The following is an 18,270-nucleotide window of genomic DNA, read 5'->3' as shown; positions in this document are numbered from 1 at the left end:
GAGGCATACAGGATGGAACATAAACGCGAAAAATACGAGCGGCTGGTCGCTTTCGCCGCGACGCTACCGCCATTGCCAACCGCTGTCGCGCATCCATGCGATCACGACGCCCTGTCCTCGGTGATCGAAGCCGCCCGCCTCGGCCTGATTGCGCCGATCCTCGTGGCGCCGCGCGCGAGGCTCGAGACTCTCGCGCGAGAAGGAAAACTTGAGCTCGGCGATCTGCCTGTCGTCGACGTGCCCCACAGTCATGCGGCGGCGGAAATGGCCGTGCAGTTGGTGCATGAAGGCAAGGCCGAGGCGCTGATGAAAGGCTCGTTGCACACGGACGAACTGATGGCCGCGGTCGTCGCGCGAGGCACGGGGCTGCGCACCGAGCGGCGCGTCAGCCATTGCTTCGTGATGGACGTGCCCGGCCGCGAGGATGCCTTGATCATCACCGACGCGGCCGTGAACATCTCACCGACACTCGACGAGAAACGCGATATCGTGCAGAACGCCATCGACCTCGCGCACGCCTTGCGTTTTCCGGCCGCGAGAGTGGCGATCCTCTCCGCCATGGAAACCGTCAACTCCAAAGTGCCGTCCACGCTCGACGCCGCCGCGCTGTGCAAAATGGCCGACCGCAAGCAGATTACGGGAGGGATTCTGGACGGCCCGCTCGCGCTCGACAACGCGATCAGCGAAGAGGCCGCGAAAATCAAGGGCATCTCGTCGCCTGTTGCCGGTCATGCCAACGTGCTGGTCGTACCGGATCTCGAAGCCGGCAATCTGCTCGCCAAAAGCCTGTCGTTTCTCGCCGGTGCCGATGCCGCCGGCATCGTGCTGGGCGCGAAGGTGCCGATCATCCTGACCAGTCGCGCCGACTCGGTGATGACGCGGCTCGCGTCGTGCGCGGTCGCCTCGCTCGTCGCGCTCGCGCGGCGCGAGAAGCCTTCCGCGGCCATCGTCTAAACGCGATCGTCTTCACGGCGGGGATCGGCGAATATGCGGCGCCCGTGCGCGAACGGGTGTGCCGCGCGGTCGCGTGGCTGGGCGTCCCGCTCGATGCGCAGGCGAATGCGCAGCACGGACCGCGCATCAGCGATCCGCAAAGCGCCGTCGACGTGTGGGTCATTCCGACCAACAAAGAACCGATGATCGCCCGGCACGCCTGGCACCGGCTGGAGTCATGAACGGCTAAACCCTATTGAACGGTAATTACGCCGTTTTTCGTTCTCGCCCGTAATTTGCACCATTACCCTACCCACTGCTCCCGCTCCCCTCTCCTGACAGTCCCCATTCTCACGAACGCATTTAATCACGCATCGTCCCGGTGATAAGCCGACTGGCCGCTGCGATGTCAGAACGAGACGGGCCGCCCAAGGAATGCAATCAATTATGCGGCTGAGTCAGCGACAATATCACCCGCGGAGACGACAGCATTCCTTCCACTTCTTTTGGCCGCATACAGCGCTGCGTCGGCTGAATTAGTCAATTCATCAAGTGACGAGGGACGTGAGCGTCGACCGGTCGCACATCCAATGCTCACTGTGAAGGGCGAAATTTTCGCGGAGGCTACAGCATGTCGCCCATGCTCGACTTCACGACGTATGGCTTCAGCAATCTGAACCGCGCCCGTTTCGTCCGTGTCGGGTAACACCACGACAAATTCTTCGCCACCATATCGTGCGGCGACGTCGCCGCGACGACGCGCGTGACGCTTGATGCACTCCGCGAGATGTTGCAATGCCATATCGCCCTGAGCATGGCCGTGGCTGTCATTGTATTTCTTGAAGTTATCCGCATCGACGAACAGCAGTGACAGGTAGCCATCATGGCGCTGAAGTCTGCTCCACTCGTTTTCGAGCACTTCGTCGAGGGCACGGCGGTTCTTGAGCCCTGTCAACGCGTCGGTTTGCGTCAGCTCTGTGAGCAGCACCTGAGTCTTTACCTGGTCCCGCAGTGCAAACGCAAGCAACCAGACCGCTGCGCAGAACGCCAGGCTAACGGACGATGCGGCAATCCCGACTATCCATGACAACTGCTTCCAGGAGCCCAGTACGTCGCTTTCCGCCGGTGCGACGACGGCGATGAGTGGCGTGCCGGGAATGCGCTGGAATGTATACAGACGAAGTACGCCGTCCGAGATCGATCGGGCGGCATAGAACCCGGAATCCTGGTTCACCATCCGCGGAAACACCGCAGACGTACCCACATTGACCTGCCCAGCCCGGCTGCTTGGGGGATTTCTGGCCACCAGGCTGCCATCCGTCCGTACGATCGCCGTGACACCCTTAGGCCCCACGTCCAGTTTGGTAAGGAGTTGCCTGAAATACTCGACGTCTATAGCGACAATCGCTACCCCGCCGAATGACCCGTCGGGCCGGTTCATCCTTCTCGAGATCGCGATTGACTGCGCGCCTGGCCGCGACCGCGCCCGATAGACTGATGACACGTAGAGCCCGACATTCGCCGACTGGCGATGAACGATGAAATAGTCCCGATCGCTGAAATCCCATGTATGGGAGCTGGAACAGCAGCCGTCGACAACGCGACCTCGATCGTCCGTCACTCCCATCCCCGTGACGTACATGGCCGCGGTGCGGTCAAACAGCAATTCGTGACGCAGGTCAGGATCCATGCTTTGGACCACAGGCTTATCCAGCGCCGAAATCAAGGCGAGAAGCGAGTTATTTGACGTTTCAATCGTCCTCGCGATATTGCTGACCAACACGGCAGTGACGTTTCTGGACGTTTCATGGGCATGTTCGACGGCGGCCTCACGGGAGGCCAGAAGCGTGATCAGACTGATCGCCAACACGCCCAATGACATCAAACTACCGAGCATGCCGACGATCAAAGGATGACGGCCGGCGAGAACAGCCAGTTTTCCGGTGGTCATGGAAAGAGACACGGTAAGGCTTTAATGGTTGCACCCGGTCCTCACAACGTTATCCCGCGGTCGCAGCGGTGGAGTGAGGTTGGGGTAAACGGATTCAGCGGCGAAGAGTTACCTGGGTTTCGCGGATCGCCGATGACCCGGTTAACGGCAGCATCCAAAAAAAATGGACCCTCGGGTCCATTCGATGGGCAATTTTCCTGCTGCGCCGCGCGCCGTTCATCACGCTCCTCCGTAAGGTTCTATCAATGTCCGCTCAAAAGCCGTGCGGCCATCGCGAGCACGAGCGCAGGCAGCATCACGACCATGCCGATCCTGCAAAACTGCATGAAGCTCACCTCTTCGCCTTCGCGGCGGATTGAAAGCAGCCACAGAATGGTCGCGAGCGAGCCGGTAATCGACAGGTTCGGACCAAGGTCCACGCCGATCAGCATGGCGTCGATGACCCGCTCGGGGCTATGCGCCTGCCATGCGGTCGCGCTGGCGATCAGCCCTGCCGGAAGATTGTTGATCGCGTTGCTGCCCAGCGCGACGATGAACCCCGATGTCGCGGCCGCAGCCAGTTGGCTCTGCTGCGTCGCCTGCGCGAGCAGTTGCGACAGTTGGGTGACGACGCCCGTGTGCGCGAGCATCTCCACCAGCACGAAAAGTCCCGCCACCAGCGGCAGCACGCTCCATGAGATGCCGCTCACCAGTTCCACCGGCGACTTGCGTTCCTTGACGAGCACCACCAGTGTGGTGAGGATGCCGAGCCCGGCGGTCGGCAGGCCAAGCTGTAGATCGAGAGCGGAGACGACAAGCAACGCGATCGCCGTCACGCCGATGCCCGCGAGCGCCACCTTGCCGCTCGCGCTGAGCCTGTCCACCGGCAGACCAGAGGCGCACGCCCCTTGCAGATCCCGACGTTGCGTCCAGCGCAGCATGAAGAATGTCACGACGATCGACAGGACCGACGGCACGGCGAAGCGCGCCACCCACAAGTCCAACGCCGGTGTGTGATTCGCGTAAAGCACGAGATTGGCGGGATTCGAGATTGGCAGTACGAAACTCGCCGCATTGGCGATGAACGCGCAGACGAACAACAGAGGCAACGGCTTCGTATTCGCCTTCTTCGCTGCGGCGAACACGGCGGGCGTCAATACGACGGCAGCGGCATCGTTCGACAGAAACGTCGTCACGACGACGCCGACCAGGTACACCAGCAGAAAGAGCCTGCGCGGCGAACCCTTCGCGTGATTCACGGCAAGCACTGCGATCCAGTCGAACAGTCCTTCACGGCGACCCAGTTCCGAGAGCAGCATCATGCCGATGAGAAACAGATAGACGTCGGTGCCTTTGGCGACCGCCTGCAGCGCGAGGCCGACCGGAAGCAGCCCGAGCACGACGAGTAGCACCGCGCCTGTCACTGCCCAGATCGCTTCCGGCCATCGGAAGGGACGCAGGATAACGCCGGCTGTAGCGGCAAACGCGATACCCCAGGAGAGGAAAATCGGATTCATGTAACGAGAGGATTCTGGTTAGCGAGATCGTTGTGAATGCCACAGGCCTTTTTCAGGGAGGTGCCGAACAGCAGCCACAGCGCAAGCGAGCCCATCGACACGGCGCCCAGCACGAGAAAGGCCGCCGCATAGCCGAAGTGCTGCGCGAGGACACCGCCGAGTGCAGGACTGAGCGCTGCACCCGCACCCTGCACGGTCATCACCACGCCCTGTCCGACGTTGACACGCCCCGTGCCTTGCAGAAGCCGCACGATGAGCGCGGGAACAGCCACGCTTTGCAGTCCCGCGCCAATGCCATCGAGTGCCTGCACGGGCCATACCCCCCAGGCCGAGATGAACAGCGCCGCGACCAGCCCGCGCAGCGGCAACGCAAGAAAGGTGATGAGGATCACACCCCAGTAGCCGACGCGCTGGATCAACCGGTTGGCAAAGCACGCCGCGAAGACCATCACCAGTTGCGCGACCACGATTGTCTGCGCGGTGAAGGCGCTCGGGTTGCCCTTATGCGCGGCGACAACCGCGAGGCCATAGAGCGGCAGCATCGCGGCATTACCGAGGTGAAACATCGCGAGCGCGGCGGACAGCAGCAGCAGCGGGCGGCACGTCAGCAGCACGCGAAAGCCGCTCGCCTGTTCGTGCTCCTTCGTCGAAGCGGCGGCAAGGCCCCGTGCGCGGTCGTGATCGATGGAATCAGGCCGGATCAGCAACGTCGAGACGACCGACAGCGCGCCGAAGACGCCCGCGAGCGCGAACACCGCGCCGAAACCATAGCGCCAGCCAAGCCAGCCCGACAGCGCCGCGCCAACCACGTTGCCCGCGTGATTGGCCACCTGGTTGCGCCCAAACTGCCGGTCGAAGCCGCGCTCGTGGACCATGCCGAGCGTCACGCCCGCCACGGCCGGCCCGAGCGCGGCGCCTGTCACTGCCGTGAGGATCTGCGAGGCGGCGACCATCCAGTACGTATGTGCCACCCATAGCACGAGCGAGGCGAGCGTCGTCAACACACCCGCCGCGACAATCACGCCGCGCTTGTGACGGGTCGCATCGACGAGCGCGCCGGCCGGCGAAGTCGCGAGCATGCCCGCTATGCCACCGAGCGTCATCACCGTGCCGATCGCGTCGGGGTGCCAGCCCTGCGCCTGCAGAAAGACGCCGAGAAACGGCCCGATGCCTGCCTGGACATCGGCCATGAAGAAGTTGAGTCCTTCGAGCGCGTACTGGGGGTTCATGGTTCGATCACCCTCGGTGGCTATTCCTGTTGGGTTTGCGCATCGACGAGTTCGGCGATCTCGTCCACTTCAACGGTTCGCCCGTGCCGGTTCCTGATGCCACGTCCCCACGCATGGACATGCGCCCCAGGCGCGAGGTACGACGCCAGCTCGGCGGCGGCATGCGGCGGCATGCGCAACGACGTGCCATCGTCCAGCAGCGCGCCGCGCAACTCGCCCTTCGGACCGAACAGTGACAGCAGCACTTCGCCGCTCGCCTCCATCGGCGTGCGCTCAGCGTCAGGGTGATGATGTTTCTCGCCGTCGCGATGCGGGCCTTCGTCGAGAATGACCTTGCCTGTCTTCGACATGACCGAGACAGCGGCGATCATGTCCGCGCCACGCGGCTTGACGCCGCGTACGCGCACCGTGTCGCCCACCGCCACGAGCCGCGCGACCTGCCGCGACAGATGGGGCGGAAAATGCACCTGCTGCAACTGACGCGAGCCGAGCACGAAGCCGTCCAGTTCGCCGTGCGGATTCAAAAGAAAACGCGTTACCGTGCCGCGCGTTTCGGGAAGGCTGTTGGGATCGATCCAATGCATGGTCTGGTCCTTTTCGATGATGGTTGAACGGGTGAATGTCAGGTGCCGTTATCGGGCGCGCTCAAGGGGCCGGTGGCACGCGATCGTAGAGCCGGGTCAGATTGCCGGGCGATCCGAATGCCGTCGCCTGCAGCGCCGTGCCGTACTGGGTGCGTGTGCCGTAACCTTGCGCCGAGACGTTCGCGCCGATTTGCACGAGCGCCGGAAACTGCTGGGCGATCGGTGGCGTGAGGCGGATCACGGTGCCGTCGGCGAGGATCACGCCGTCCGGCTCGCCGCGTGGCGCGGTCGTGACATGCGCGACCCGGCCCTGCGCGCTGAGGCGCGATAGCGCGACGCCGCGTAGCTCACGCGGCAGCGGCCGGGCGCCCCGCGGTGGCGGCTGATTCTCCAGTTGCTGGCCGCTGCGCGTGTCGGTGATCTGCTGCGCCGCGAGCGTGCCGCCTGCATCGCGCCTTCCGCTCACCTGCACGCTGTCGCCCGGGCGAACCATCGACGTAAGCTGCGGGCCCATGTGCGGCGGGACACGCACGAGCAGGCCGTCGCTTGTCAGCAAGCCGTCGACGTCGCCATCCGGATTGGTAAGAAAACGCGCGACGGTGCCCTGCGCGGTCGTGAAATTTCCGGCATCGGCGCGCGGCGCCGGGCCGCCGGGTGGCGGCGGGGGCGGCGTCATGGCAGCGACGCCGGGTGGCGGCACGGGCGGTGCCGTGCCGGTCGCGGCCGGCGACGGCGCAGGCGCAGGTGCGGTTGGGGGCTCAGGTTGAGTCTGGGCGGCGCATCCGTTGCTCGCTGCCATGAGCGCTGCGAGGCTCATCGCGCTCAAGATGCGCGCGGCGATGCGGCTTGGTGAGTGATTCGGAATCGCTTGCATGGTCCACTCCTTCGTAAGACGAGGAGCTTTTTGCAAGGCCTATGCCATCGGCCGGAAATCCCATGTGGCCGGGCAGCAACGCGACGAAGCACGGCTGCGATGTCAACAAACCGGACAGGTGCCGTCCGGTTTGTTGACACCTGGACACCTCGGACACCTTCGAACGGTCAGGAATCGGACAGGCCGAGATTCGCCAGACGCGTATAGAGCGACTGGCGGCTGATGCCGAGCCTGCGCGCCGCATCGGCGCGATTGCCATCGGCGAGCGCAAGCGCCCGGACGATCATGGCGCGTTCGAGTTGTGCGAGGGCGTCGTTCAGCGGCAGGTCGATGACGCCCGCGGGAATCGCATAGGCATCGTTCGCGGCCGGATCGAACAGGAAGGCGAAATCTTCGCGAGTCAGCAGCGCGGCGGGCGCCAGCGCGCTCGCGCGTTCGATAGCGTTGGCGAGTTCCCGCACGTTGCCGGGCCAACTGAAGCCGACCAGCAGGCGCTGTGCGTCTGCGGAGAGACGCTTGCGCGCCGCCTCGGAGGGACCGGCGACGGCCGCGAGGAAATGCTCCGCCAGCGGCAGAATGTCCGCTACGCGCTCGCGTAGCGGCGGCATGTGCAACGGAATCACGCTGAGCCGATACGACAGATCCTGCCGGAACGTGCCCGCTGCGACCATCGCCGCCAGGTCGCGATGCGTCGCGGCCACCACGCGCACGTCGACAGCAAGCGGCCGGTTGGTTCCGAGCGGCGTGACCTGCCGCTCCTGCAGCACGCGCAGCAGCTTCGCCTGCATCGCGAGCGGCATGTCGCCGATCTCGTCGAGAAAGAGCGTGCCGCCATGCGCTTCTTCGAAACGACCGCGCCGCTCCGAATGCGCGCCAGTGAATGCGCCCCGGGCGTGGCCGAAGAGTTCGCTCTCGAGCAGGTCTTCCGGGATCGCCGCGCAGTTCACGGCGACAAACGGTCCGCCCGCACGCGCCGATGCACGATGCAGCACGCTCGCCGCCACTTCCTTGCCGGTGCCCGTCTCACCGGTAATCAATACCGTCGAGTTGGTGCCGGCCGCGCGGCCAAGACGCTTCTGTACGTCGCGCATGGCTTCGCTGATGCCGAGCAACTGCGGTTCATGCGAAGGCGTGTCATCCGCGAATCTGTGGATCGCCTGGGGAGCGGGTGTCGCGGCGCGGGTTGCGAGGATGCGCGCGAGGAGCGCGGCGATTTCGTCGCGGCCAACCGGTTTGGTCAGATGCTCGAAGGCGCCGAGCCGCATCGCGCCGATCGTGTTGTCGCTGGTCGCGTACGCGGTCAGCATCACGACCGGCACGTCCTGCAGACCAGCCATGCCGCGCAGCGTTTCGAGCACGGATAGGCCGTCCGCGCCCGGCAGCCGGAAGTCGAGAAAAATGCATTCGGGCGACGCCTCCTCGCGCAGACGCTGGATCGCTTCTTCGCCTGAACGTGCTTCGAGCGGCGTGTATCCAAGGTCCTGGATGGTTTCCGCGAGGCCGTCACGGAAGGCGTCGTCGTCGTCGATGATCAGGATGGTCGCCATGGGATATCGATCACAAAACAGGTCATGTTCGGATTGTCCTCGAGCCACGCGCGGCCGCCGTGCGCCGATGCGATCTCGCGCACGACAGCGAGGCCCAGACCCGACCCGTCGGGCCGGCCCGTGACGAACGGCTCGAAGATGCGTTCACGCTCGCTCGCATTCACGCCGGGGCCGTCGTCGATCACTTCGAGCCGGAGCCGCTCGCCGTTAGCGTCCGGCATGGCGCGCGCCCTGACCGTGACGTGTCCGCCGGACGGCGCATGACGCAGCGCGTTGACGATCAGGTTGTCGAGCGCGCGCGCCATTTGCGCCGCATCGAAGACCGGCTGGGTGGTGCAGGATGCAATGTCGGCCTGCAAGATCACACGCCGGCTTTCCGCCCGCGATTCATGCGTACGGACCAGTCCCGCAAGCCACGCGCGCAGGTCGACTTGCTGCGCGCGGACGGTGACGGGCTGGGTAAGCGCGAGCAGGCTCGACAACTGCGACTCGATGCGGCCCACCTGCTCGATGATGATCTTCAGCGCGGCTTCGCGTCGTGAAGCGTCGCCCGCCAGCGCGTTTTCCGCCTTGAGCCGCATGGCGCCCACCGGATTGCGGATTTCGTGGGCGATCTGAGCGGCCATCTTCCCAAGCGCGCCGAAACGTTCCGCCTGCGCGAGTTTTGCGCTCAACCCGTTCGCCTCGCGTTGCAGGTGCTCTGCGCGTTCGACATAACGATTCAGCGCGTCGACGATATGGTCCAGATCGCGCTCGCCAAGCCGATCGATCCGTTTGCCCTGCTCGAGCCGGCCGTCCGGCGCAAGCGCCTGTTCAAGCCGCGTGAGGTTGCGCTTCCAGCGTCTGAGCGCCAGCGCGAGCAGCAGCGCCAACGCCACGATGATCGCGAGCACGCCCGCAAGGAACGTCGCGGCCTGCTGTCCATACGGCCCAAGCGGCGGCCTCGCGCGCGTGAGCATCCAGGCGAGCAGGCCGGCATGCCGCGGAACCGGACAGGCGACGGCGACCACTGCATCGGCGCCGCCAGAGACGACGTCGGCGCGCATCTGGCCGGTGCTGACCGCGTTTCGCAGCGTGCGAAGAATGAGCGGCGTCTCGGCCTCGGGTATATCGCGTTTGACACCGCTGCCTTCGTAGGTGGGAAACGCGTAGGCGAGAAAGCCGCCCGGTGCACCGGGCGCGGGTGCGGAAGTCCAGAAGCCGCCTTCGATACCCTCGGTGCGGATCAGGACGAGATCGAGCACGGCGTGCATGAGATCGACATTCGTTTCGTCCGGCCGCTGCACCGACATGTCGTAACGCGACGCGACCGCCGCGCAGGTCATGGTGGCCTGCTGCTTCGCATCCGCGACGCGCTCGCCGAGCGCCGACGACAGCATCAGCCATACGGTGGCGCTCAGCAGGCTGCATAGTATGGCGATCAGAATCCACAGCGCGTAAAGCTGGGTGGAAAACGAAGGTCTCGGCATGAGGGGCCTGCAAGGGAACTGGAGCGGAACTTCAGACGCAAAATTCTTGCCTGCACATAGGGACGAGCGACCGTACCCGCGGCGCTAGCCAGCCCCGACGATGCGACGGTCGGCCGCTTCATGGTAACGATTGCCTAATGGGTCTCGCCCCAAAATCAACGATCCGAACGATATCAGAACAACAACTGTTGGAAGAGTCGAGTGACGACCGCCATGCCGCTCGAGGTGGGCGCTCAACGACTCGGGACCCGTGCCCGCCGATGGCTGGGATGGGTGAAAACGCGCCCAGAATGCAGCATGCTAAAAATTCGACCCTTCAGATCGCGCTGCATTGGCCTGGCAGCGACTTGGGAAGGGTAAAGCGACATCAGAAAGCCGGGACAATATCTCGCTGGCGAGCGGTGCAGCGCGTTTCACAGTCAGCGACCCCACTGCCAGTGATGGCTTCATGCATATCGTTAAAATACGATATATAATTCGTTCTGTAGCGATGCAGATGCGTGAGCGCCAACCGGCGCCATGTCTGCGTGTTGTTCATGCCCTGAAAACTGTCTCATGACGCTCGATATCGACGCGATTCACAAAGCGCTTGCCAACCCTGTACGGCGGGAGATTCTCGGCTGGCTGCGCGAGCCGTATGCGCACTTCGCCGACCAGGACCTGCCGCTCGACTACGGCGTGTGTGCCGGCAAGATCGACGCGCGCTGCGGCCTGTCGCAGTCCACGGTGTCGGCGCATCTCGCCGCCTTGCAGCGCGCGGGACTCGTCACGTCGAAACGGGTCGGTCAATGGGTGTTTTTCAAACGCAACGAGGCCGTCATTCAGGCGTTTCTCGAGTACATGAACACCGGGCTCTAAACGGCTCGTCCGCATCGCCGCGCTTCTCTCATCGTGCAGTTTTTTTAAGGCCCGGGCCGCGCGCCCGCCACCTAAGGTGAACTCATATGCCGACACTTTTTGATCCGCTTCAGATTGGCGACATCACGTTGCCGAACCGCATCATCATGGCGCCGCTTACACGCCAGCGTGCCGAAGAAATCCGCGTGCCAAACGCGCTGATGGCGAGGTACTACGCTGAACGCGCCACGGCAGGCCTGATCATCAGCGAAGCCACTTCCGTCACGCCGCAAGGTGTCGGTTATGCCGAAACGCCGGGCATCTGGTCGCAGGAACAGGTAGAAGGCTGGAAGATCGTCACGAAGGCTGTGCACGAAGCCGGCGGCAAGATCTTCCTGCAACTGTGGCACGTCGGCCGCATTTCCGATCCGCTGTTTCTCAACGGCGAACTGCCGGTCGCGCCGAGCGCGATTGCAGCGCAAGGCCACGTGAGCCTGGTGCGCCCGGAGCGTCCGTACGTAACGCCGCGCGCACTGGAACTCGACGAAATCGCCGGTGTGGTCGAAGCGTTCCGCAAGGGCGCCGAAAACGCGAAGGCAGCCGGTTTCGATGGCGTGGAAGTACACGGCGCGAACGGCTATCTGCTCGACCAGTTCCTGCAGGACAGCACCAACAAGCGTACCGACGCCTACGGCGGCCCGATCGAAAACCGTGCCCGCCTGCTGCTCGAAATCACCGACGCCTGTATCGACGTCTGGGGCGCGAACCGTGTCGGTGTGCACCTTGCACCGCGGCGCGACGCACACACAATGGGCGATTCGGACCCGGCGGCCACCTTCGGCTACGTGGCGCGCGAGCTCGGCAAGCGCAAGATTGCGTTCATCGCCGCACGCGAAGCACTCGGCGACGACCGCCTCGGCCCGCAACTGAAGAAAGCATTCGGCGGCCCGTATATCGCGAACGAAAAGTTCACGAAGGAAACCGCGCAGCAGGTGCTCGACGCGGGCGAAGCGGACGCGGTGGCATGGGGTCAACTGTTCATTGCGAATCCGGATCTGGTACGCCGCTTCGCAACGAATGCGCCGCTGAACAAGCCGAATCCGGCGACGTACTATGCACGTGGCGAAACCGGCTATGTGGACTATCCGGCGCTGGAAACCGTCGAGTAAGCCTGTAGCGTCAGCGGAGGTCGGTAGAAGCATAAGCCGCTTCGCTAAAGCGGCTGCTTACTCGTAGCACGCTGCAGGACCACGCGGAGGATGTGACCGGAACGATATCTGGTCACATCCTCCGCGTTTTTTCATGCGTTGGCCGCTGTGCGCGGCGCGCTCGCGTCAAGCGAGGTCACGCCGCATAAAGACGCGCTTCGATTCGTCGAGGCCACGCGCGATATGCGCGTCGCGCCGCGCGATCAGTACGGCATCGAGATCGGCCTCCTCGATATCGCGAAAGCCAAGCCGGCGATAGTACGGGGCGTTCCACGGCACCTCCCGATACGTCGACAGCGTGAGCTGCGTGATCTGTTGCGCGCGCGCCCGTTGCGCGACCTGTTCGATCAGCGCGGCGCCGATGCGTTGCCCGGCATGCGAGCTCAGCACGTCGAGCTCCTGGACATAGAAGCACGCGGGCTGCGGCTCGAACATCACAAACCCCACACAGCTACCATCGGCAGCCACGGCGACGACGATCTGCTGCGCGTCGATCTTGCGCTTGACGATTTCCAGTGCCATCGGCGGTGCATCGGCGATACCGGTCATGCCGACGCTGGCAAAGCGCTGGCCAGCCTCGAATTCGATCGCGCGGATCGCCTGCGCATCGTGCGGCGCGGCAATGCGGAACGTAAGATTGGAAGCGTATTGCATAGGCGTTTCGTAGGCTTTTTAGGGGCGATTCTGAACGACATCCCCGATATTGACATCACCCCTTCGAAATAAACAAGTGTCCGCGCCGCCACGGGACTAAACTCCTGAACACCTCACTTCCTTTCGAACCAAGATGGATTTCATGCATGTGCTGCAGGTCGCCCTGCACTTCGACCAGCACCTGAGCGGATTGATCGTGCAATACGGCGCTGCCGTCTATGCCATGCTATTTCTCGTGGTATTCGTCGAGATCGGCTTCCTGCCGCTATTCTTTTTACCTGGCGATCCGCTGATTTTCATTTGTGGCGGTCTCGCCGCCACCGGCGCGCTGAACGTCTGGTTCGTGACTGCCGTATTGTTCGCCGCCACGGTAGCCGGCAGCGTCGTCTGTTATGCGATCGGCCGCGCGATCGGCGAAAAGGTCTATACCGCCGACTATCGCTGGCTCGACAAGAATGCGCTGCGTAAGGCGCACGCGTTTTACGAAGCACGCGGCGGCCTGACCTTCCTGCTCTCGCCGTTCATTGCCGTCGTGCGGACATTCGCGCCGTTCGTCGCCGGCGTTTCGCGCATGACGTTCGCGCGTTTCGTGTCGTTCGTTACGGGCGGCGCCGCGCTGTGGATCGTCTCGCTGGTAACGGCCGGCTATCTGTTCGGCAACGTGCCGCTGGTGCGCGATCATATGAGTTCGATCGTGCTGCTGGGCGTCTCGCTCGGTGTAGGATCGCTGCTGGTCAGCGCCGTGTGGCGTTTCGTCAACCGAAGGTTGCATACCCGCTGAACCGGCGTCTGCAGGCTTGTGAAGCCGATGCTTGTACGCTCATTGAATTTCGTGGAGAACCGCTATGTCGCTGTCTGCTTTGCTCGTCTTCGCACTGGCGCTGATCATCGCTGCCGGCACGCCAGGCCCCAGCGTCGCGGCGCTGGTTGCCCGCGTTCTGACCAACGGCTTTCGTGACGTATTGCCGTTTCTCGCGGCGATGTGGCTCGGCGAAGCATTGTGGCTCACCTGTGCGGTGGCCGGCCTCGCGGTGATCGCGCGCAGCTTCGGCGTGGTATTCATCGTGCTGAAGTTTGCCGGCGTCGCCTATCTGCTGTTCCTTGCATGGAAGATGTGGCGCGCACCGGCCGACGTGCAGGGCAACGACTTGCCGAGCGGCCAGTCGCCGTGGCGCATGTTTGTCGCCGGCATGCTGGTGACGCTCGGCAATCCGAAGATCATGGTGTTCTATCTCGCGTTGCTGCCGACCATCATCGACCTCTCACGCATCGGCACCATCGCGTGGTTCGAACTGACGCTCACCATGCTGATCGTGCTGATGGCCGTCGACTTCGGCTGGGCCCTGCTCGCTACCCGTGCGCGCAAACTGCTGACCACTCGCCGCGCGGTGAAGATCACCAACCGCGCCAGCGCCACCCTCATGGCCGGCGTCGCCGCCGCCATCGCCACACGCTGACTGGAAGGTAAGCGCACCCGCCAGACGCTGAACCTGGCGGCGCCGTGGCCGCATCTCAGTCTTTAAATCTAAAGCTCAGGCTTGCACCGCATCGCGCAGAGACGCCAGCAAAGCCTGCCACCATTCGCCATGCCGCAACAGAAACACGCGCTCCGGAAAATGGTGGCGTGCCACATGCTCCTGCGGCACCGTATCCCAGCCTCGATGCTCAACCGTCACGCGCGTTTCGTCGCCCACCGCTTCGAAACGCACCTCCACATGCGTGTGCTGCGCATCCGTGAAACTGGCCTGACGCCAGCCGAATGCCAAACGTTCGCCGGGCTCCCAGGCCGTGACTTTGCCGATCTCGAACACACTCCCGTCCGGCTGCGTTTCGATCAGGCGGCCGCATTCCCCGGACGTACGAGGCGCCGCCGCCTGCTCGAACGACAACACACCCGCGCCTTGCGGCGTGAACTGAAACAAGCCGTTGGGGCGCCACCATTTGCCGATCTCGCGCGTGAACACCTCGAACGCGCGCAGCGGCGAGGCCGCGACGCGCAGCGACACCTGCACACGTGAGCTCATTGCTGCTGCTCCAGATGCGCTTTGAACGACAGCAGTTGCTCGGACCACAAAGCCTCGGTCTGCTCGAGCCATGCCTTCAGTTCGTTCATCGGCGCGGATCGCAGCACGTAGAGACGCACGCGCGCGTCGACGCCGTCGTGCGATTCCTCGATCAGTTCGCTCGAACGCAGCACCCGCAAATGCCGGCTCATCGCCTGCGGCGACAGGCCGGTGGCCTGCGCGAGTTCGCCGGCCCGCATCGGCTGTACGCTGAGCAGATCCACCACCTGACGCCGGTTTGGATCGGCGAGCGCCGCCAGAGTGCGATCAAGCGAAACGCTGGCGGGCAGTCCCATCGGTTAGACCCACCCTTCGACTTTCAGGCCGCTCACGCGCTCCGCTTCCTCGCGCGAGACCTGGCGAACCGTTTGGCCGAAGCTCCAGACATGCCCTTCCGGATCGCGTGCCGCGTAGACGCGGTCGCCATAGAACTGATCCGCCAGTTCGCGCGTAATCACGGCGCCCGCGGCGCGCGCCCGGGCGCAATGTTCGTCGATTCCTTCGCGCAGTTGCACGTGCACCGACTGCGTATTCTTACCGCCGACCGAAACCGGGCTCGCCATGTCCGCCGACCATTCGCGGCCGATCATGATGTAGCTGTCGCCGAACCGCATTTCCGAGTGAGCCAATTGGCCGTCGCTCTCGGTAATCACCATTTGACGCTCGAAGCCGAACGCTTTTTCGAGGAAATCGAGCGCGGCAAACGGATCCTTGTAGACCACGGCCGCACCCAGCGAAGGGCGATGATACGGTTCGGTCATGACTGCCTCCTTTTATTAACCTTCCGGTTGATATTTAACATCATAGTTAAACAAATCGAAAAAGCAAGGGGACGTATTCGTAGCGTATTCGTATCGCGTCGCGTCCCGGCGTGGCTCCAAAAACGCAACCTTCCCTGAGTCTACAGACGGCAAGCCGGGGGAGCGCGGCTTCTCGCGCCTCGGAGACATCGCTGACATAATTGATTTCCCCGATACCCCCCTCAGCCCCGAGGAACCCCAATGAACCATCTAGCAGCCTCCTCCCCTAGCGATACCGTGCGCCGCGTCAGCTTCCTTGGCCTTGGCGTCATGGGTTACCCCATGGCCGGACATCTGGCTCAAGCCGGCCTCGACGTGACGGTCTACAACCGCACCGCGCAGAAAGCCGAACAATGGGTTGCCGAATACGGCGGACGCGCCGCAGCCACGCCGCGCGAAGCCGCGGACGGCGCCGATCTGGTGCTGGCGTGCGTGGGCAACGACGACGATTTGCGCAGCATCACCCTCGGTGAGCGCGGCGCGTTTGCGGGCATGACGCGGGGCACGCCCTTCGTCGACCACACCACCACCTCGGCCAACGTCGCCCGTGAACTCGCGGACATCGCGGGCACGCAGGGTTTGCACTTCATCGACGCGCCGGTCTCCGGCGGCCAGTCGGGGGCGCAAAACGGCAAGCTGACAATCATGTGCGGCGGCGACGCGGCGGCCTTCGAGCGTTGCGCGGCGACCCTGCATCATTACGCGGCTGCGGTCACGCTGATCGGCTCGACCGGCGCCGGGCAACTGGCCAAAATGGTCAATCAGATCTGCATCGCGGGCATGGTGCAAGGCTTGTCCGAAGCGATTAATTTCGGCCAGAACGCGGGGCTCGATATGACGCGCGTCCTGGAGGTGATCGGCAAGGGCGCGGCGGCTAGCTGGCAGATGGAAAATCGCGGCAAGACGATGATCGAAGGCCGCTTCGATTACGGCTTCGCGGTCGACTGGATGCGCAAGGACCTCGGTTTCTGTCTCGACGAAGCGAAGCGCGTCGGCGTGTCGCTGCCGGTCACCGCGCTTGTCGATCAGTTCTATGGCGACGTACAGGCACTGGGTGGCAACCGCTACGACACCTCGAGCCTCATCTGGCGTCTACGCAAACTCAAAGGCGCCGGCTAACTGCCCGCGGCGCCGGCGGGCGAGCAAGCGGACCATGACCATGACATTGCAGCGCACTCGCTCGCCTGGAGCACGCCTTATCTGCGCCAGCGCAGCGGACGGCGCAGATGGTGCCGCTCCAGCCGCACCGCGGCGCCCGCCTGCAGGAACGTGGGCACGCCGTCGAGTTGGCCGCCTTCGCGCCGTTCGCGTTCCTCGTCGGCCTCGACCGTCCTGGCCGGGTCGATGAAAAGCGCGGCCACGATCCCCACTCCCAGCAAACACGCGGAAATCGTGAACGGCACGTTGTAACTGCCGGTGGTCTCGATCAGATAGCCGAACACCACGGGAGAGATCATGCCGGCAATACCGAAGCCCGTGTTCATCATGCCGCCCGCCGTGCCTGCGTATCGGCCGCCGATATCGAGCGGCAAAGTCCACAACACCGGATTGGTGATCTCGAGAAAGAAGAACGACGCTGAAAGAAACAGCACCGCCATCAGCGGATTGGTCGCGGACACCATCGGCAGCAGAAAGGCGAGCGAACCGCCCATGCCGACGACAAGCACCGCGCAACGCGCAAAACGCAGCCGTCCGGTACGCTTGTAGAGCCGGTCCGAAACGACCCCGCCCAAGGTATCGCCAATCACGCCCGCGAGCAGCGGCAACGCTGTGAACAGCGCCAGTTGCTTGAGATCGAAGCCGCGCGCCTCCTTCAGGTACGAAGGCAGCCAGGTCAGATAAACCCACAGCAGCCAGCCATAACAGAAGTCCACGAACGTGACGAGCCACATACGGCGGATCAGTTTGCGCCATGGCGTAGCCGCACGTTTGGCGCGCTCGCAATCGCCAACACGATAGCCGATCTCCGCAGTCTCCTCGGGCGTCACGCGCCGGTTCTGCTCCGGCGAATTCGTGAAGACGCACAGGTACAGCACCGTCCACGCGAGACTTGCGACGCCGAGCAGGATGAACGCGTCGCGCCAACCTCCCGCCACCACGATCGCAAGCACGAGCGGCGGCGTGACCGCGCCGCCAAGACGCGCGAAGCTATGCGTGATGCCCTGGGCAAACCCCCGCTCCGCCACTGGCATCCAGTAAGTAAACGCGCGCGTCGCCGTAGGAAACGCGCCACCCTCGCCGATGCCGAGCGCAAAGCGCAACGCGACAAGCATCGCCACGCTGCCGGCGAATCCGGTGGCGAGCGTCGCCGCCCCCCAGATCAACGAGAGCACCGTCAGCACCAGTTTGGGTCCGTACTTGTCCGACAGCCAGCCGCCGATCACCTGCATGAACGCGTACGGATAAGCGAAGGCGGAAAACACGAGGCCGAGTTGAACCGTCGTCAGCCCCATTTCGTGCCGGATGATCGGACCGGCCACGGCAATGTTCACCCGGTCGATGTACGAGATGAAATACATCAGGCACATGACCGCCAGAATGATGTGGCGCGTCTTCACACGCCGCTTGTGCGTTTGCATGCTGTCTCCTGTGTCTCTTATATGACGCCTGGGGCGTCTGTGGTCG

At 63.8% G+C, this 18,270-nt stretch carries 18 protein-coding genes and 1 pseudogene; 7 read left to right on the top strand and 12 right to left on the bottom strand.

What is annotated here, in order from left to right; translation table 11 throughout:
* The first annotated feature begins 12 nt into the window (after positions 1 to 12).
* Positions 13 to 954 carry a phosphate acetyltransferase gene (locus HWX91_RS35950; protein ID WP_028199989.1) on the top strand — a complete coding sequence of 314 codons (942 nt, stop codon included), beginning with the start codon at positions 13 to 15 and terminating at the stop codon, positions 952 to 954.
* Positions 951 to 1,175 (top strand): annotated as a pseudogene (locus HWX91_RS35945) (acetate/propionate family kinase); the annotation flags it as partial. The gene HWX91_RS35950 and the pseudogene HWX91_RS35945, both read left to right, overlap by 4 nt.
* A gap of 203 nt (positions 1,176 to 1,378) precedes the next feature.
* Here the strand turns inward: HWX91_RS35945 and HWX91_RS35940 are convergent.
* The 7 genes from HWX91_RS35940 to HWX91_RS35910 form a co-directional block, all read right to left on the bottom strand.
* Positions 1,379 to 2,884, bottom strand: a complete 1,506-nt coding sequence (locus tag HWX91_RS35940; protein ID WP_042277055.1) for a sensor domain-containing diguanylate cyclase — start codon at positions 2,882 to 2,884, stop codon at positions 1,379 to 1,381.
* A gap of 242 nt (positions 2,885 to 3,126) precedes the next feature.
* Positions 3,127 to 4,380, bottom strand: a complete 1,254-nt coding sequence (locus HWX91_RS35935; RefSeq protein WP_028199991.1) for an arsenic transporter — start codon at positions 4,378 to 4,380, stop codon at positions 3,127 to 3,129.
* The gene (locus HWX91_RS35930) at positions 4,377 to 5,609 is read right to left on the bottom strand and encodes an MFS transporter (RefSeq protein ID WP_028199992.1); all 1,233 of its coding nucleotides are present in this window, start codon (positions 5,607 to 5,609) and stop codon (positions 4,377 to 4,379) included. Before HWX91_RS35930 ends, HWX91_RS35935 begins: the two co-directional genes overlap by 4 nt.
* 20 nt (positions 5,610 to 5,629) lie before the next feature.
* Positions 5,630 to 6,193 carry a hypothetical protein gene (locus HWX91_RS35925; protein ID WP_028199993.1) on the bottom strand — a complete coding sequence of 188 codons (564 nt, stop codon included), beginning with the start codon at positions 6,191 to 6,193 and terminating at the stop codon, positions 5,630 to 5,632.
* A 61-nt stretch (positions 6,194 to 6,254) separates the two neighbouring features.
* Positions 6,255 to 7,067: a hypothetical protein gene (locus HWX91_RS35920; RefSeq protein ID WP_028199994.1), complete on the bottom strand. Its 813-nt coding sequence runs from the start codon at positions 7,065 to 7,067 to the stop codon at positions 6,255 to 6,257.
* Between the two features lie 167 nt (positions 7,068 to 7,234).
* Positions 7,235 to 8,614 (bottom strand): sigma-54-dependent transcriptional regulator, encoded by a 1,380-nt coding sequence (locus HWX91_RS35915; RefSeq protein WP_028199995.1) that lies wholly within the window; start codon positions 8,612 to 8,614, stop codon positions 7,235 to 7,237.
* Positions 8,599 to 10,083 (bottom strand): sensor histidine kinase, encoded by a 1,485-nt coding sequence (locus HWX91_RS35910; protein WP_028199996.1) that lies wholly within the window; start codon positions 10,081 to 10,083, stop codon positions 8,599 to 8,601. The genes HWX91_RS35915 and HWX91_RS35910 overlap by 16 nt, the downstream gene beginning before the upstream one ends.
* Positions 10,084 to 10,638: 555 nt before the next feature.
* Between HWX91_RS35910 and HWX91_RS35905 the strand changes: the two genes are divergently transcribed.
* Both HWX91_RS35905 and HWX91_RS35900 read left to right on the top strand, forming a co-directional pair.
* A complete protein-coding gene (locus HWX91_RS35905; protein ID WP_028199997.1) occupies positions 10,639 to 10,941 on the top strand; it encodes an ArsR/SmtB family transcription factor in 303 nt (100 codons plus the stop codon).
* An 86-nt stretch (positions 10,942 to 11,027) separates the two neighbouring features.
* Positions 11,028 to 12,089: an alkene reductase gene (locus tag HWX91_RS35900; RefSeq protein WP_028199998.1), complete on the top strand. Its 1,062-nt coding sequence runs from the start codon at positions 11,028 to 11,030 to the stop codon at positions 12,087 to 12,089.
* A gap of 165 nt (positions 12,090 to 12,254) precedes the next feature.
* Here the strand turns inward: HWX91_RS35900 and HWX91_RS35895 are convergent, their stop codons facing one another.
* Positions 12,255 to 12,782, bottom strand: coding sequence for a GNAT family N-acetyltransferase (locus HWX91_RS35895; RefSeq protein WP_028199999.1), 528 nt, complete (start codon positions 12,780 to 12,782; stop codon positions 12,255 to 12,257).
* Between the two features lie 133 nt (positions 12,783 to 12,915).
* On the opposite strand from HWX91_RS35895, the gene HWX91_RS35890 reads away from it, so the two are divergent.
* Complete coding sequence (locus HWX91_RS35890) at positions 12,916 to 13,563, top strand: VTT domain-containing protein (RefSeq protein WP_028200000.1); 648 nt, start codon at positions 12,916 to 12,918, stop codon at positions 13,561 to 13,563.
* Between the two features lie 64 nt (positions 13,564 to 13,627).
* A complete protein-coding gene (locus HWX91_RS35885; RefSeq protein WP_028200001.1) occupies positions 13,628 to 14,239 on the top strand; it encodes a LysE family translocator in 612 nt (203 codons plus the stop codon).
* Between the two features lie 75 nt (positions 14,240 to 14,314).
* Here the strand turns inward: HWX91_RS35885 and HWX91_RS35880 are convergent, their stop codons facing one another.
* From HWX91_RS35880 to HWX91_RS35870, 3 genes are read right to left on the bottom strand one after another with little or no spacing between them, the layout of a single operon-like run.
* Positions 14,315 to 14,806: an SRPBCC family protein gene (locus HWX91_RS35880; RefSeq protein ID WP_028200002.1), complete on the bottom strand. Its 492-nt coding sequence runs from the start codon at positions 14,804 to 14,806 to the stop codon at positions 14,315 to 14,317.
* A complete protein-coding gene (locus HWX91_RS35875; protein WP_028200003.1) occupies positions 14,803 to 15,141 on the bottom strand; it encodes an ArsR/SmtB family transcription factor in 339 nt (112 codons plus the stop codon). The genes HWX91_RS35880 and HWX91_RS35875 overlap by 4 nt, the downstream gene beginning before the upstream one ends.
* Positions 15,142 to 15,144: 3 nt before the next feature.
* Entirely contained in the window at positions 15,145 to 15,606 is a 462-nt protein-coding gene (locus HWX91_RS35870) for a VOC family protein (protein ID WP_028200004.1), read from the bottom strand.
* 240 nt (positions 15,607 to 15,846) lie between these two features.
* Between HWX91_RS35870 and HWX91_RS35865 the strand changes: the two genes are divergently transcribed.
* Entirely contained in the window at positions 15,847 to 16,764 is a 918-nt protein-coding gene (locus HWX91_RS35865) for an NAD(P)-dependent oxidoreductase (protein ID WP_028200005.1), read from the top strand.
* A gap of 77 nt (positions 16,765 to 16,841) precedes the next feature.
* Here the strand turns inward: HWX91_RS35865 and HWX91_RS35860 are convergent, their stop codons facing one another.
* A complete protein-coding gene (locus HWX91_RS35860; protein ID WP_028200006.1) occupies positions 16,842 to 18,224 on the bottom strand; it encodes an MFS transporter in 1,383 nt (460 codons plus the stop codon).
* Between the last annotated feature and the right edge of the window lie 46 nt (positions 18,225 to 18,270).

This window comes from Paraburkholderia fungorum, assembly GCF_902833645.1.
Taxonomy (GTDB): domain Bacteria; phylum Pseudomonadota; class Gammaproteobacteria; order Burkholderiales; family Burkholderiaceae; genus Paraburkholderia; species Paraburkholderia fungorum.
Note: the sequence above shows the minus strand (reverse complement) of the source record. Positions and strands in the feature narration are given on the sequence as shown.

Bases quoted from the DNA above. Each gene is read 5' to 3' on its own strand.
- HWX91_RS35910 (WP_028199996.1), bottom strand. From the start codon at position 10,083: ATGCCGAGACCTTCGTTTTCCACCCAGCTTTACGCGCTGTGGATTCTG.
- HWX91_RS35865 (WP_028200005.1), top strand. From the start codon at position 15,847: ATGAACCATCTAGCAGCCTCCTCCCCTAGCGATACCGTGCGCCGCGTC.
- HWX91_RS35875 (WP_028200003.1), bottom strand. From the start codon at position 15,141: ATGGGACTGCCCGCCAGCGTTTCGCTTGATCGCACTCTGGCGGCGCTC.
- HWX91_RS35950 (WP_028199989.1), top strand. From the start codon at position 13: ATGGAACATAAACGCGAAAAATACGAGCGGCTGGTCGCTTTCGCCGCG.
- HWX91_RS35930 (WP_028199992.1), bottom strand. From the start codon at position 5,609: ATGAACCCCCAGTACGCGCTCGAAGGACTCAACTTCTTCATGGCCGAT.
- HWX91_RS35885 (WP_028200001.1), top strand. From the start codon at position 13,628: ATGTCGCTGTCTGCTTTGCTCGTCTTCGCACTGGCGCTGATCATCGCT.
- HWX91_RS35915 (WP_028199995.1), bottom strand. From the start codon at position 8,614: ATGGCGACCATCCTGATCATCGACGACGACGACGCCTTCCGTGACGGC.
- HWX91_RS35900 (WP_028199998.1), top strand. From the start codon at position 11,028: ATGCCGACACTTTTTGATCCGCTTCAGATTGGCGACATCACGTTGCCG.
- HWX91_RS35935 (WP_028199991.1), bottom strand. From the start codon at position 4,380: ATGAATCCGATTTTCCTCTCCTGGGGTATCGCGTTTGCCGCTACAGCC.
- HWX91_RS35920 (WP_028199994.1), bottom strand. From the start codon at position 7,067: ATGCAAGCGATTCCGAATCACTCACCAAGCCGCATCGCCGCGCGCATC.
- HWX91_RS35940 (WP_042277055.1), bottom strand. From the start codon at position 2,884: ATGACCACCGGAAAACTGGCTGTTCTCGCCGGCCGTCATCCTTTGATC.
- HWX91_RS35925 (WP_028199993.1), bottom strand. From the start codon at position 6,193: ATGCATTGGATCGATCCCAACAGCCTTCCCGAAACGCGCGGCACGGTA.
- HWX91_RS35880 (WP_028200002.1), bottom strand. From the start codon at position 14,806: ATGAGCTCACGTGTGCAGGTGTCGCTGCGCGTCGCGGCCTCGCCGCTG.
- HWX91_RS35870 (WP_028200004.1), bottom strand. From the start codon at position 15,606: ATGACCGAACCGTATCATCGCCCTTCGCTGGGTGCGGCCGTGGTCTAC.
- HWX91_RS35890 (WP_028200000.1), top strand. From the start codon at position 12,916: ATGGATTTCATGCATGTGCTGCAGGTCGCCCTGCACTTCGACCAGCAC.
- HWX91_RS35895 (WP_028199999.1), bottom strand. From the start codon at position 12,782: ATGCAATACGCTTCCAATCTTACGTTCCGCATTGCCGCGCCGCACGAT.
- HWX91_RS35905 (WP_028199997.1), top strand. From the start codon at position 10,639: ATGACGCTCGATATCGACGCGATTCACAAAGCGCTTGCCAACCCTGTA.
- HWX91_RS35860 (WP_028200006.1), bottom strand. From the start codon at position 18,224: ATGCAAACGCACAAGCGGCGTGTGAAGACGCGCCACATCATTCTGGCG.